Below are 13,514 nucleotides of genomic sequence, written 5' to 3' on the forward strand. Positions count from 1 at the left end.
CCACCGTCATCCTCGTCCTCGGGTTTAACCCGAGGATCAACCCGAGGATCCATCCCCAGGCCCACCAACGCTCATCCGGGCGATGCGCGTGCTTGGATCCTCGGGTCAAGCCCGAGGATGACAACCCTTCTTGGGCAAGCTTCCAAATAAACAACCTGCCATCGCAGGCTTATCGCTTGCCGACAGCCCCTCCTCCCCACCGTCATCCTCGTCCTCGGGTTTAACCCGAGGATCAACCCGAGGATCCATCACCAGGCCGCGGGCAGTCTCCTTTTCAAACAGAATCGAGCCCGCCGCAGGCGGCCGATCACGTTACAGGTCCGCCGAAACGGGGATGACAGTCTGCCGCGAGGGCGCGGCGTCTCTACCTCCCCCCAGTGGGAGAGGACACAAAATCAACATCTTAGCTGAAGGCTAAATATTTTTTGTTGGTGAGGGGATCTCCTCGACACCCTCAATATCCCCGCCCCGATAACCTCCCCTACACTATCCCCGTCCCGCCCTCGGATACACTGCCAGCCGTGGCAGCCAGGCGGGACCGGCGCCGGTTTCAGGGAAAGGACGGAAATCCTTGAGGCCGGGGTTTGCAAGAAGGTTCCCCTCCGCAGGCTGATGCTGCTGCTGCGGGCGTGCAAGGGCACAGAGGGCCGACAGGCCGTAGCGGAACGAGTTTGCGGGCATAAACCGCCGAACGGGGCGCTGAGAGGTGTCACCTATTCTATTCTTACGAGGCAGCTTTCAGCGCCCCGTCCGACTTGGCTCTTTGAAAACCACGGCGGTTTTCCCGCGCGTGGACGGAAGCGTTGCGCACAGTCTTCCGCGCGCTGTGAGAATCGGGCACTGTGCAACTATAACTTGAACCACATGATGCCCGAATGAGCGCAATAAAGGTTGTCGATTACGATCCAGCGTGGCCCGGGCTATTCGAGCGGGACAAGTCTCGGATACTGAAGCTGATCGGCGATATGGTGAAAGGCATCCACCATATCGGGAGTACCTCGGTCGTCGGCCTGCCGGCGAAGCCGAAGATCGACATCGATGCAGTGCTTCTCAGTGAAACACTGGTGCCTGCTGCGGTCGAGCGCGTGCAGTCGGTCGCGGAGTTTACCTTCCATGGCGATCCCTACGGCGATGGCATGTGGACCTTCACCTCAGGTCACGGCTCTTATGGGACCCGCCTCTACCTCTGCAGGCCGGAAAACGCCACGCATGTCAAACGCATCCTGTTTCGAGATTGGCTCCGCAAGCACCCGGACGCCGCCGCCGAATATGCCTCTCTGAAGTACAAACTGGCAGCGGAGGCAAATGGTGATTGGAAATTCTACACCGGCGGCAAATCCGATTTCGTCGCGAGGATCGTCCAGGAGGCATCCAGGTCAAAAGGCCATTCAGCCCCGCGCTAATTTCACCGCGCCCCTTGCTTCCTGGCCGAAAATGCGTATAAGCGCGATGTTCGCAACATCCGGTCTTCTGGCTGGTGGCTGAACGGAGGGCCGGTTTCCCTTAAGAGACCTGTCAGGACCTAGAGGGGTCCAGCCTCCCGTGTCTCCGCTCTCGACCGTCTCGAAACAACACTTTCTTGCCCGCTCGCTTGAGCCAAAAGAACAGTCGTTGAGGCTTAGCCGCTGGGGTCCGGGTGACGATTAACGCAAGAAAGGCAAAGCCTCATGGCTCTTTATGAACATGTATTCCTTGCCCGGCAGGATATTTCCGCTCAGCAGGTCGACGCTCTCGTCGAACAGTACAAGGGTGTACTGGAAGCTAACGGCGGCAAGGTCGGGCGCGTCGAAAACTGGGGCCTCAAGTCCCTGACGTACCGCATCAACAAGAACCGCAAGGCTCACTACGTTCTGATGGACATCGATGCTCCGGCACCGGCCGTTCACGAAGTCGAGCGCCAGATGCGCATCAACGAAGACGTCCTTCGTTACATGACCATTGCTGTCGAGAAGCATGAAGACGGCCCGTCCGCCATGATGCAGAAGCGCGACCGCGACGACCGTCCGCGCCGCGATGGCGACCGTCCGGAGCGTGGCTTCGGCGACCGTGGCCCGCGTCCGGACCGTGGTGATCGTGAAGACCGTCCGCGCCGTCCGCGCGAAGACCGGGCATAAGGAGAAAAGATTATGGCTGATACATTGTCCGCTCCGGCACGCCGCCCGTTCCATCGCCGTCGCAAGACCTGCCCCTTCTCCGGCGCCAACGCTCCGAAGATCGACTACAAGGACGTTCGTCTGCTGCAGCGCTACATTTCCGAGCGCGGCAAGATCGTTCCGTCCCGCATCACGGCAGTCTCCCAGAAGAAGCAGCGCGAACTGGCCCAGGCCATCAAGCGCGCCCGCTTCCTCGGCCTCCTGCCCTACGTCATGTCCTAAGACTTGACTCTCCGTCGGTCGTCTGACTCGACGGAAGCTGACTCAAGGTGAGGCGAACGGCCTTCCGGCATCGCCTCACCTCTCCCTTCCGCGTTGGGCGCGGATCGGAAACACCGGCGCAAGTGCGCTAGAACCCATGTTGGGGCTTGGTTCTTGATTCAAGAAACGCCTCTAACTGCTTGATAAGCAGGACAGCGACCGTGAAGACACTGAATGCAACATCGCTGCTGACCGGCGCGCTTGCCGGCGTCACCGCCGCCCTGCTTTTGCTCGGGGCGACGCCGCAATCGTATTTTGCCATCCTGCTCGTTATCGCTTCCGCGCTGCCTGTCCTCATCGCCGGCCTCGGCTGGGGCAACGCCGCCGCCGCGACCGCCGTTGTCGTCGCGGGCCTCGGCCTTGCGGTGTTTGCTTCCCCCTTGTCTGCCTTGTTCGTCGTGATCATCATGCTTGCGCCGGCCGCCTGGCTCAGCCACCTCGCCAATCTGGCGCGGCCGGCTTCCGAGATCGGCGGCCCGGAAGGCGCGCTTGCCTGGTATCCGCTCTCCGATATCCTCGCCCACCTCGTGGCTCTGGTCACGGTCGCGGCCATCATCATTGGCGCGGTGCTGGGATATGATGACCGTTTTGCCGGCATCGTGGTCGATCAGGTGCTGATCGCGATGAAGGCGCAGGACCCGCTGTTCGATCCTGGTCCGGCGGTGATCGAGCAGATCAAGTCCCTCTTCCATATTGCCTGGCCGCTGTTGTTCGGCGCCCTCTGGGTGATGATCCTGTTTGCTGCCTATTACATCGCCAGCCGCATCGTCCAGACGTCCGGCAAGGGCCCGCGTCCGCGCGAGGACATGCCGTCGACGCTGCGCATGCACCGTTACGCCACCTTCGCTTTCCTCGGCGGCATGGTTCTCGCCTTCATGGGCGGCATTCCGGCCATGATCGGCGCACTCATCTGCGGCACCTTCGGCGCGGGCTTCCTGCTTGCCGGGTTTGCCGTCTTCCATTTCCGCACGCGCGGCAAGTCCTGGCGGCTGCCCGTTCTGTGGATCGGCTACATGTCGGTTCTGATCTTCCAGGTACCGGCATTCTTCTTTCTCCTGTCGGGTCTGATGGACACGCGGCGCGCCATCGCGCTGTCGCCGGCAGGGAAAACAACTGACACTGAAACAAAAGACCTCTGAACAGACAAACGAAAGGACATCAACATGCAAGTCATTCTTCTCGAACGCGTCGCCAAGCTCGGCCAGATGGGCGAAACCGTGAAGGTTCGCGACGGCTTTGCCCGTAACTACCTCTTGCCGCTCGGCAAGGCGCTGCGCGCCAACGAAGCCAACAAGAAGCGTTTCGAAGCCGAGCGCGCAACGCTAGAAGCCCGCAACCTCGAGCGCAAGTCCGAAGCCCAGACCGTTGCCGAACAGCTGGACGGCAAGTCCTTCATCGTCGTTCGCTCGGCCGGCGAAACCGGTCAGCTCTACGGTTCGGTCGCTGCCCGCGACATCATTGAAGTTTTGGCTGCCGAAGGTTTCAACATCGGCCGCAACCAGGTCGACCTCAACAACCCGATCAAGACGATCGGCCTGCACGACGTCGTCCTGCACCTGCATGCCGAAGTCGAAATCAAGGTTCAGATGAACGTTGCCCGTTCGGCTGAAGAAGCAGAACGCCAGCTCAAGGGCGAAAGCCTCACCTCCGCCGACGCCATCTACGGCGTTGACGAAGATGCCTTGAAGCCGGAAGACTTCTTCAACCCGGAAGCTGAATTCGAAGCCGAAGAAGAATAAGCTTCTTAAAGGCACCCGGCGCCGATCGCGGCGCCCGTCTTTGACACAAACGGAAAGGCCCGCGGCCCGTTCGCGGGCCTTTCTGCGTCTGTGGATATGGACGTCTCTGCACCCTGAACGCGTGGATAGCCGGACAGCTGCCACCAAAAAAACCTGTGAACGGTTCGAACCGAGGTTAGAATGGCGCAGAACCTTTTGACGACAGCGATTCGCTTCAGAAATCCGGTCAATAGCCAATGCCCGCATCGACAGATTTTTCGCCTTCAGCAGCGCAACCCTGTGAACAACGGTGACGGCTTGCCCCCGGATCAAATGCGTCGACGGCTGTTGCAGCGATACACTTGACCCCTGGCCCCAACGCTCGCAAATCGGGTACCGCAACCATCAGACCACGCGAGACAGAGACGGAACGCCATGAACGAAGCAGCGCGCAGACTTGTCCCCATTGCCAAGGACCAGGCCGAAGCACAGTATCGCGAAGCGCCGAACAATCTCGAGGCCGAGCAGGCGCTCCTGGGAGCCATCCTCGTCAACAACGACGCCTTCTATCGCGTCTCGGACTTCCTGAAGCCCGTTCATCTCAACGAGCCGTTGCACCGCAAGATCTTCGAGGTCGCCGGCGACATCATCCGCATGGGAAAGACCGCCAACCCGGTCACCATCAAGACGTTCCTGAAGGCCGACGAGAAGGTCGGCGACATGACGGTGGCGCAATATCTCGCCCGCCTCGCCTCGGAAGCCGTCTCGATCATCAACGCGGAAGACTATGGCCGGGCGATCTACGATCTGGCGCTGCGCCGCTCGCTGATCACCATCGGCGAGGACATGGTCAACATCGCCTATGACGCGCCGCTCGACATGCCGCCGCAGAGCCAGATCGAGGATGCCGAGCGCCGCCTGTTCGAACTCGCTGAAACTGGCCGCTACGACGGCGGCTTCCAGTCGTTCAACGACGCGGTGGCATTGGCGATCGACATGGCAGGACAGGCCTTCGAGCGCGATGGCTCGCTGTCTGGCATCTCGACCGGCATTCACTCGCTCGACGCCCGCATGGGCGGTCTGCAGCGCTCCGACTTGATCGTGCTTGCCGGACGTCCGGGCATGGGCAAGACGTCGCTTGCCACCAACATCGCCTACAATATCGCGGCCTCCTATGAAGGCGAAGTGCAGGCCGACGGTTCGATGAAGGCGAAGAACGGCGGCGTCGTCGGCTTCTATTCGCTCGAAATGTCGTCTGAGCAGCTGGCAACGCGTATCATTTCCGAGCAGACGGAAGTCTCCTCCTCGAAGATCCGCCGCGGCGATATATCCGAGCACGATTTCGAGAAGCTCGTGGCATGCTCTCAGCATATGCAGAAGGTGCCGCTCTATATCGACCAGACCGGTGGTATTTCGATCGCCCAGCTTTCCGCCCGTGCCCGCCGCCTCAAGCGCCAGCGCGGCCTCGATTGCCTCGTGGTGGACTATATCCAGCTGATGACCGGCTCGGGCAAGTCCAGCGACAACCGCGTGCAGGAAATCACCCAGATCACCACGGGCCTGAAGGCGCTCGGCAAGGAGCTGAACGTGCCGATCATCGCCCTCTCCCAGCTCTCCCGCCAGGTGGAAAGCCGCGAGGACAAGCGCCCGCAGCTCTCCGACCTTCGCGAATCCGGCTCGATCGAGCAGGACGCCGACGTCGTGCTCTTCGTGTTCCGTGAGGAATACTACGTCAAGAACATGGAGCCGCGCGACGAATTCGACCCGAAATATGAAGAGTGGAAGATGCAGTTCGAAAAGGTGAAGGGCACCGCCGACGTGATCATCGCCAAGCAGCGTCACGGGCCGACCGGCACCGTCAAGCTCGCCTTCCAGGCGGAATTCACCCGCTTCACGGACCTCGCCGATCCGTCCTTCACACAGTACGAGCATTGATTGGAAAAGACCGCCTCTGGAGGGTCAATGTGGTTCGGCACGTTGCAAATTGCCGGACTTCCGGATAAGCGAAAAGAAAATTAGCTGAATAGCCGCAGCTGCAATGGCCGCGGCACAACGTCTTTAGTCTGGGGAAATCTGTTCATGGAAGCCTTAATCGCGCTGCTGCAGGTGCTTGCGATCGACCTTGTGCTCGCAGGCGACAACGCCATCGTCATCGGTCTCGCGGCAGCCGGTCTCCCCAAGGAACAGCGCGGCAAGGCGATCCTGATCGGGATCGCGGCGGCGACCGTGCTGCGTATCGCCTTTGCGCTCCTCACGACGCAATTGCTCGAAGTTCTTGGCCTGCTGCTCGTCGGTGGCATCCTGCTCCTGTGGGTCTGCTGGAAGATGTGGCGCGAAATCAGGACCACGGACAAGGAAGAAGAAGAAGGCGTAGAAACGCTGACGGGCGAGGATATCGATCAAAACGGCATGATCGGTGATCGCGCGCCGCGCAAGACGCTGAGGCAGGCCGCCATTCAGATCGTCGTCGCCGACGTCTCGATGTCGCTCGACAACGTGCTCGCCGTCGCCGGTGCTGCGCGCGAACACCCCAACATCCTCATTGTCGGCCTGGCGGTCTCCGTGGCGCTGATGGGCGTCGCCGCATCGTTTATCGCCAAGCTGCTGCACCGCTTTCACTGGGTTTCCTATGTGGGCCTCGCCATCATCCTCTTCGTCGCGTTGAAGATGATCTACGAGGGCTTCATGGAAGTGGAGCCGGTTCTCGCCTCCACGTTCATGTAATCGACGGGCAACCGACGGCGGTAGTGGCTGCCCGTCGCCACGGTGAAAATGATTCGGGAAGCGGCCGCAGACTGGCCGCTTCCGCGGGCGCTGCGATTGAAGTTTGAGCCGGCTGGCTGTATCCCTTTCGCAATGACCCAAACGCACAATCCCTCCTCCGCCCTTCCCGCATTCGATGCCGCCTCCAACCGTCTGATCATCGATCTCGGTGCGCTCGCCGACAACTGGCGCAAGATGGACAAACTGTCCGGCAAGGCGCGGGCAGCGGCGGTGCTGAAAGCCAATGCCTATGGCATCGGCATCGAGCCGGCCGCGGAAACGCTCTACACCGCAGGCGCCCGGGATTTCTTCGTCGCCAATGCCGAGGAAGGTGCGGAACTGCGTCCGCTGGTGCCGGATGGGCGCATCTACATCCTCGCCGGCATGTGGCCCGGCAATGAGCAGCTTTTCTTCGACAACGGCCTGGTCCCGATCATCAATTCCGAAGAGCAGTTGGCCTTCTTCATGTCGGTACTGTCGGAACGCGGTGATCACCCTTGCGTGCTGCATGTCGATACCGGCATGAACCGGCTGGGATTGAGCGCCACCGAAGCGCTGGCGCTGGCGAATGACCCTGCCCGCCCGGCAAGCTTTTCGCCCATCCTGGTGATGAGCCACCTCGCCTGCGCCGACGACCAGGCCCATCCGCTGAATCGCCGGCAACTCGAATCATTCCGGGCGGTTACCGCTGCTTTCGAAGGTATCGAATCAAGCCTGGCCAATTCGGCCGGTGTTCACCTGGGGCCGGATTTCCATTTCGACCTCACCCGGCCAGGCATCGCCGTCTATGGCGGAGAGGCCGTCAATGGCATGCCGAACCCGATGAAACCGGTGGTGACGGCGCAGGCACGCATCCTGCAAATCCGCAGCGTCAGGACAGGCGAGACTGCGAGCTATGGCGCCTCGGCGCAATTTTCCCGCGACAGCCGCGTGGCGATCGTCGCCATCGGTTACGCCGACGGGTACCATCGCTCGGTGTCCGGCGGCGGTGTGACGCTGCGGCAGGCCACACCGTCCGGCGCTTTCGGCTTCCTGAACGGGCAGAAAGTCCCGCACCTCGGCCGCGTCACCATGGATTTGAGCCTGTTCGACATCACCGACCTGCCGGAAAATGCGGTCCGGCCAGGGGACTACATAGAGTTGTTCGGCAAGAATATCGCGATCGACGATGTGGCGCGGGCTGGCGGCACGATCGGCTACGAGATGCTGACAAGCCTTGGCAATCGCTATGAACGCGCCTATATCGAGGCATAGACGGGTAGGAACTGTTCCCACCTTGTGTTAGATTGAGGCACAGGAGTTTCCCCATGTCCAACGCGAAAAAATCCTTCGTCATCGGCGACCACTTCGACGGCTTCATCGAGGAACAGGTGAAGTCGGGCCGTTTCAACAATGCGAGCGAAGTCGTGCGCGCAGGGTTGCGGCTGCTGGAGCGGGATGAGACGAAGCTTGCGGAGTTGAAGCGGCTGATCAAGGAAGGCGACGACGACATCGCCGCTGGCCGCGTCATGAGCTTTTCAAGCGCCGAGGAGCTAACGGATTATATCATTAAAACGGCTGCGGACAGGCAGTGACCAAGTCGCGTGATTTCGAGCTTTCCATTCCGGCGATCAGAGATCTCGGGTCCATCTACGATTACATCGCCGCCAACAATCCAGTTGCAGCGAGACGGTTGCTTTCAGAAATCAACAGGAAGATTGCATGGATCGCTGAAAGCGGCTTTCTCGGCGTGCCACGTGAAGAGCTGAGTTTGGGGTTGCGGGCACTCCCTTTCAAAGATCGATGCATCTATTTCCGCGTGACGGATTCCCATATCTACATCGTCCGCATCCTCCACGGCCGCCAGGACATCTCCTCCGAAGACTTCCCCGAAAGCGAAATTTGATGGCGAAAGCCCGGACACAATTCATCTGCCAGAACTGCGGCACCGTTCACCCGCGCTGGGTCGGCAAGTGCGAAGGCTGCGGACAGTGGAACACCATCGTCGAGGAAGACCCGATGGGCGGCATCGGCGGCGGCCCCGGCAAGACGCCGAAGAAGGGCCGGCCCGTTGCGCTGACGACCTTGTCCGGAGAAATCGAGGATGCGCCGCGCATTCAAAGCGGCATTTCCGAACTTGACCGGGCGACCGGCGGCGGTTTCGTGCGCGGCTCGGCCGTTCTCATCGGCGGTGATCCCGGCATCGGCAAATCGACCGTCCTGATGCAGGCGGCGGCGGCGCTGTCGCGGCGCAAACACCGGATCATCTATGTTTCTGGCGAGGAAGCCGTGGCGCAGGTTCGTCTGCGGGCCCAAAGATTGGGGGCGGCGGATACCGACGTGCTGCTGGCGGCCGAAACCAATGTCGAGGACATTCTGGCGACACTGGGTGACGGCAAGCGGCCCGATCTCGTCATCATCGATTCCATCCAGACCCTTTGGAGCGACATCGTCGATTCGGCCCCGGGCACGGTGACGCAAGTGCGCACCGGCGTTCAGGCGATGATCCGTTTTGCCAAGCAGACGGGGGCGACTGTCGTGCTCGTCGGCCACGTCACCAAGGAAGGCCAGATTGCGGGTCCGCGCGTCGTCGAGCACATGGTCGATGCCGTGCTCTATTTCGAAGGTGATCGCGGCCATCACTACCGCATCCTGCGCACCGTCAAGAACCGGTTTGGCCCAACGGACGAGATCGGCGTGTTCGAAATGTCGGACAAGGGGCTGCGCGAAGTCAGCAACCCGTCGGAGCTTTTCCTCGGCGAGCGCAATGCGAAATCTCCGGGTGCCGCTGTCTTTGCCGGCATGGAGGGAACGCGGCCGGTACTGGTCGAGGTTCAGGCGCTGGTCGCGCCGACGTCGCTTGGCACGCCGCGCCGAGCCGTCGTCGGCTGGGACGGGGCCCGGCTGTCGATGATCCTTGCGGTACTGGAAGCGCATTGCGGCGTGCGGCTCGGCCAGCACGATGTTTATCTCAATGTCGCGGGCGGATACCGCATTTCCGAGCCCGCAGCCGATCTTGCTGTCGCTTCCGCGCTGGTTTCGTCGCTTGCCGGTCTTGCCCTTCCCTCCGATTGCGTCTATTTCGGCGAAGTCAGTCTGTCCGGCGCCGTCCGGCCGGTTGCCCATACCGCGCAGCGCCTTAAAGAAGCCGAAAAGCTCGGCTTTTCACAGGCCGTCCTGCCGTCCGCCTCCGCCGACCTGCCCAAGGGCAACGGCATGAGTTGGAGCGAGATGGAAAGCCTGCCGGATCTGGTGGCGCGCATCGCCGGCTCGAAGGGAGCCTTGAAACAGGCAGACAACGATGATTGAGGAAAACGCCGCGTAAAAATCGGCGAATTCCGGTGAAAACAGTGTTCAACGATGAACCATCGAAAGACGCTTCCGGCGTGATGATATATGGTTCGCGGAAAATCAGCGTGGGGTCGCCTTAAAGGCGGTTTCGGAGTAGGACAATATGCCCATTACAATTCTCGACGGTATCGTTCTCGGCGTCGCGCTTTTCTCGGCCATCCTGGCAATGGTCCGCGGCTTTTCCCGGGAAGTGCTGTCGGTCGCAAGCTGGGTCGGCGCCGCGGCCGCTGCCTACTTCCTCTACCCCTTTCTCCTGCCCTATGCGACGAACTACACCAGCAGCGACACCGTCGCGATGATCGGCTCGGCCGGCGTGGTCTTCCTCGTCGCCCTGATCGTCATCTCGTTCATCACCATGCGGATCGCCGATTTCATCATCGACAGCCGTATCGGCGCGCTTGACCGGACGCTCGGCTTCCTCTTTGGCGCTGCCCGCGGTATTCTGCTGGTCGTCGTCGCCATGCTGTTCTTCAACTGGCTGGTCGCGCCGCAACAGCAGCCGGGCTGGGTGACAACCGCGAAATCCAAGCCGCTGCTCGACAATCTCGGCGGCAAGCTGATCGCGCTGCTGCCGGAAAATGCCGACGCCACAATCCTCGACCGCCTGCGCGGCAAGGATACGACCGGCGAAGGCGAGAACGAAGGTACCGGTGGCACGACCACCCAGCCGCCGGCCGAAGAAACGCCCGCGACCGATGGCGCGGCGACCAACGGCTAGGGCCGAGTAATGGAAAACGAGGGCCCGCTCCGGCGGGCTCTGTCCATTTTGCAATGATGATATGTAATTCCCTCAAGTCTTTGTGGCTTGAAGGGCCGATGACCCGATACAATATGCGCAACGCATTCCTGCCCTTAGGATAAAGGCCAACAGCGATGACCCATTTGCGATCCGAAGAGATCAACGACGAATTCGATGGCGATACGCTGCATGAGGAATGCGGCGTCTTCGGTATCCTGGGGCATCAGGACGCCGCGACGCTGACGGCGCTCGGCCTGCACGCGCTCCAGCATCGTGGACAGGAAGCGGCCGGCATCGTCACCTTCGACGGCAGACAGTTCCGTACCGAAAAGCGCATGGGCCTGGTCGGCGACCACTATACCGATCCGGCAATCCTCGCAAAGCTGCCCGGCTCGATCGCCATCGGCCATACCCGCTACTCGACCACCGGCGAAGTGGCCCTGCGCAACGTTCAGCCGCTGTTTGCCGAACTGGAAGTCGGCGGCATCGCCATTGCCCATAATGGCAACTTCACCAACGGCCTGACGCTCCGCCGCCAGATCATCGCCACCGGCGCCATCTGTCAGTCGACCTCCGACACCGAGGTCGTGCTTCATCTGATTGCCCGCTCGCGCCATAGCTCGACGGTGGACCGCTTCATCGACGCCATCCGGCAGATGGAGGGGGGCTACTCGATGCTCGCCATGACGCGCACCAAGCTCATTGCCGCGCGCGACCCCACCGGCATCCGACCGCTGGTCATGGGTGAGCTCGACGGCAAGCCGATCTTCTGCTCGGAAACCTGCGCGCTCGACATCATCGGCGCAAAATACGTCCGCGACGTCGAAAACGGCGAAGTCATCATCTGCGAGACCCAGCCCGACGGCTCGATCGAGATCGATGCCCGAAAGCCGGCCAACCCGCAGCCCGAGCGCCTCTGCCTGTTCGAATATGTTTATTTCGCCCGCCCCGATTCGGTCGTCGGCGGCCGCAGCATCTATGTGGCGCGCAAGAATATGGGCATCAATCTCGCCAAGGAATCCCCTGTCGAGGCTGACGTTGTGGTTCCGGTGCCGGACGGCGGCACCCCGGCGGCACTCGGTTATGCACAGCAGAGCGGCATTCCCTTCGAATACGGCATCATCCGCAACCATTATGTCGGCCGCACCTTCATCGAGCCGACGCAGCAGATCCGCGCCTTCGGCGTGAAGCTGAAGCATTCGGCCAACCGCGCCATGATCGAGGGCAAGCGTGTCGTGCTGGTCGATGATTCGATCGTTCGCGGCACGACCTCGCTGAAGATCGTGCAGATGATCCGCGAGGCAGGCGCGCTTGAGGTTCACATCCGCGTTGCCAGCCCGATGATCTATCATCCCGATTTCTACGGCATCGATACGCCGGATGCCGACAAGCTGCTGGCCAACCAGCATGCCGACGTCAAGGCGATGGCCAAATATATCGGCGCCGATTCGCTGGAGTTCCTGACCATCGACGGGCTGTATCGCGCCGTCGGCGGCGAGAACCGCAACAATGCCCGTCCACAATTCACCGATCACTATTTCACCGGCGACTATCCGACCCGGCTTCTTGACAAGAACGGCGAAACCGCCGGCCTCAAGCTGTCGGTGCTTGCCAGCAACGGCTGACGGGGCTCCTCGTATCCACCGGGGAAGCGAGGAAACCGCCCTTCGCCCACTGAACGTGCCGAGGCATGCCTTGCGTCCGGACCCGGACGTGTGGCACAGCAAGCCCGCATCAATGAATTCGGAGCCACCCAGACATGATCGATCTTACGGGCCGCATAGCACTGGTCACCGGCGCATCGCGCGGCATCGGCTATTTCACAGCGCTTGAACTGGCCAAGGCCGGCGCCCAGGTGATCGCCTGCGCCCGCACCATCGGCGGACTGGAAGAACTGGACGATGCGATCAAGGCTGCGGGCGGCCTGCCGGCGACGCTGGTTCCCTTCGATCTTGCCGACATGGCGGCGATCGACAAGCTCGGCGGCGCCATCCACGAGCGCTGGGGCAAGCTCGATATCCTCGTTGCCAATGCCGGCGTGCTCGGCGTCATCTCGCCGATCGGCCATGTCGAGGCCAAGGTGTTCGAGAAGGTGATGACCATCAACGTCACCGCCACATGGCGCCTGATCCGCTCGGTCGATCCGCTCTTGCAGCAGTCGGACGCCGGCCGCGCGCTCATCCTGTCTTCCAGCGCCGCCCACAAGTGCAAGCCGTTCTGGGGTCCCTACTCTGCCTCCAAGGCCGCCGTCGAAGCCCTGGCGCGCACCTGGGCCGGCGAGACGCAACGCCTTCCGCTGCGCATCCTCAGCGTCGATCCGGGCGCCACCCGCACCGCCATGCGCGCACAGGCCATCCCCGGCGAAGACCCGTCAACCGTGCCGCATCCCTCGGAAGTCGCAGCCAAGCTGTTGCCGCTGGTCGGGCCTGACCAGACGGAGACCGGCAAGCTCTTCATCCTGCGGGAAAACCGGATCGTTGATTATCGTCTACCGGATTGAGCGCTCGATACCAGAATGAAAAAAGCCGCTGCGGATCGTTCGCGGCGGCT

The 13,514-nt window shown here is 61.6% G+C and carries 14 protein-coding genes; all 14 read left to right on the forward strand.

Annotated features, from left to right (window positions below; translation table 11 throughout):
* Positions 1-875 precede the first annotated feature (875 nt).
* Complete coding sequence (locus ACSQ3F_RS20250) at positions 876-1,403, forward strand: GrpB family protein (protein ID WP_436101858.1); 528 nt, start codon at positions 876-878, stop codon at positions 1,401-1,403.
* 264 nt (positions 1,404-1,667) lie between these two features.
* Positions 1,668-2,114, forward strand: a complete 447-nt coding sequence (gene rpsF, locus ACSQ3F_RS20255; protein WP_112848996.1) for a 30S ribosomal protein S6 — start codon at positions 1,668-1,670, stop codon at positions 2,112-2,114.
* A 12-nt stretch (positions 2,115-2,126) separates the two neighbouring features.
* Entirely contained in the window at positions 2,127-2,375 is a 249-nt protein-coding gene (rpsR, locus tag ACSQ3F_RS20260; RefSeq protein WP_071831198.1) for a 30S ribosomal protein S18, read from the forward strand.
* A gap of 200 nt (positions 2,376-2,575) precedes the next feature.
* A complete protein-coding gene (locus tag ACSQ3F_RS20265) occupies positions 2,576-3,553 on the forward strand; it encodes a DUF2232 domain-containing protein (protein WP_436101859.1) in 978 nt (325 codons plus the stop codon).
* 24 nt (positions 3,554-3,577) lie between these two features.
* Positions 3,578-4,153 (forward strand): 50S ribosomal protein L9, encoded by a 576-nt coding sequence (gene rplI / locus ACSQ3F_RS20270; protein ID WP_436101860.1) that lies wholly within the window; start codon positions 3,578-3,580, stop codon positions 4,151-4,153.
* Between the two features lie 414 nt (positions 4,154-4,567).
* Positions 4,568-6,067: a replicative DNA helicase gene (locus ACSQ3F_RS20275; RefSeq protein ID WP_436101861.1), complete on the forward strand. Its 1,500-nt coding sequence runs from the start codon at positions 4,568-4,570 to the stop codon at positions 6,065-6,067.
* Between the two features lie 144 nt (positions 6,068-6,211).
* Positions 6,212-6,856 (forward strand): TerC family protein, encoded by a 645-nt coding sequence (locus ACSQ3F_RS20280; protein WP_436101862.1) that lies wholly within the window; start codon positions 6,212-6,214, stop codon positions 6,854-6,856.
* Between the two features lie 132 nt (positions 6,857-6,988).
* A complete protein-coding gene (gene alr / locus ACSQ3F_RS20285; protein WP_436101863.1) occupies positions 6,989-8,149 on the forward strand; it encodes an alanine racemase in 1,161 nt (386 codons plus the stop codon).
* Positions 8,150-8,202: 53 nt separating this feature from the next.
* On the forward strand, positions 8,203-8,469 hold the full coding sequence (locus tag ACSQ3F_RS20290; RefSeq protein WP_436101864.1) for a type II toxin-antitoxin system ParD family antitoxin: 267 nt from the start codon (positions 8,203-8,205) through the stop codon (positions 8,467-8,469).
* Positions 8,466-8,780, forward strand: a complete 315-nt coding sequence (locus tag ACSQ3F_RS20295) for a type II toxin-antitoxin system RelE/ParE family toxin (protein WP_436101865.1) — start codon at positions 8,466-8,468, stop codon at positions 8,778-8,780. Before ACSQ3F_RS20290 ends, ACSQ3F_RS20295 begins: the two co-directional genes overlap by 4 nt.
* Complete coding sequence (radA, locus tag ACSQ3F_RS20300) at positions 8,780-10,183, forward strand: DNA repair protein RadA (protein WP_436101866.1); 1,404 nt, start codon at positions 8,780-8,782, stop codon at positions 10,181-10,183. The genes ACSQ3F_RS20295 and radA overlap by 1 nt, the downstream gene beginning before the upstream one ends.
* Before the next feature lie 145 nt (positions 10,184-10,328).
* Positions 10,329-10,943: a CvpA family protein gene (locus tag ACSQ3F_RS20305; RefSeq protein WP_436101867.1), complete on the forward strand. Its 615-nt coding sequence runs from the start codon at positions 10,329-10,331 to the stop codon at positions 10,941-10,943.
* A gap of 155 nt (positions 10,944-11,098) precedes the next feature.
* Positions 11,099-12,589, forward strand: a complete 1,491-nt coding sequence (purF, locus tag ACSQ3F_RS20310) for an amidophosphoribosyltransferase (RefSeq protein ID WP_436101868.1) — start codon at positions 11,099-11,101, stop codon at positions 12,587-12,589.
* A gap of 134 nt (positions 12,590-12,723) precedes the next feature.
* Positions 12,724-13,464 (forward strand): SDR family NAD(P)-dependent oxidoreductase, encoded by a 741-nt coding sequence (locus tag ACSQ3F_RS20315; protein WP_436101869.1) that lies wholly within the window; start codon positions 12,724-12,726, stop codon positions 13,462-13,464.
* Positions 13,465-13,514 lie beyond the last annotated feature (50 nt).

It is taken from the genome of Pararhizobium sp. LjRoot238 (assembly GCF_964252955.1).
GTDB lineage: Bacteria > Pseudomonadota > Alphaproteobacteria > Rhizobiales > Rhizobiaceae > Pararhizobium.

Bases quoted from the DNA above. Each gene is read 5' to 3' on its own strand.
- ACSQ3F_RS20250 (WP_436101858.1), top strand. From the start codon at position 876: ATGAGCGCAATAAAGGTTGTCGATTACGATCCAGCGTGGCCCGGGCTA.
- rpsF (WP_112848996.1), top strand. From the start codon at position 1,668: ATGGCTCTTTATGAACATGTATTCCTTGCCCGGCAGGATATTTCCGCT.
- rpsR (WP_071831198.1), top strand. From the start codon at position 2,127: ATGGCTGATACATTGTCCGCTCCGGCACGCCGCCCGTTCCATCGCCGT.
- rplI (WP_436101860.1), top strand. From the start codon at position 3,578: ATGCAAGTCATTCTTCTCGAACGCGTCGCCAAGCTCGGCCAGATGGGC.
- ACSQ3F_RS20275 (WP_436101861.1), top strand. From the start codon at position 4,568: ATGAACGAAGCAGCGCGCAGACTTGTCCCCATTGCCAAGGACCAGGCC.
- ACSQ3F_RS20280 (WP_436101862.1), top strand. From the start codon at position 6,212: ATGGAAGCCTTAATCGCGCTGCTGCAGGTGCTTGCGATCGACCTTGTG.
- alr (WP_436101863.1), top strand. From the start codon at position 6,989: ATGACCCAAACGCACAATCCCTCCTCCGCCCTTCCCGCATTCGATGCC.
- ACSQ3F_RS20290 (WP_436101864.1), top strand. From the start codon at position 8,203: ATGTCCAACGCGAAAAAATCCTTCGTCATCGGCGACCACTTCGACGGC.
- radA (WP_436101866.1), top strand. From the start codon at position 8,780: ATGGCGAAAGCCCGGACACAATTCATCTGCCAGAACTGCGGCACCGTT.
- ACSQ3F_RS20305 (WP_436101867.1), top strand. From the start codon at position 10,329: ATGCCCATTACAATTCTCGACGGTATCGTTCTCGGCGTCGCGCTTTTC.
- purF (WP_436101868.1), top strand. From the start codon at position 11,099: ATGACCCATTTGCGATCCGAAGAGATCAACGACGAATTCGATGGCGAT.
- ACSQ3F_RS20315 (WP_436101869.1), top strand. From the start codon at position 12,724: ATGATCGATCTTACGGGCCGCATAGCACTGGTCACCGGCGCATCGCGC.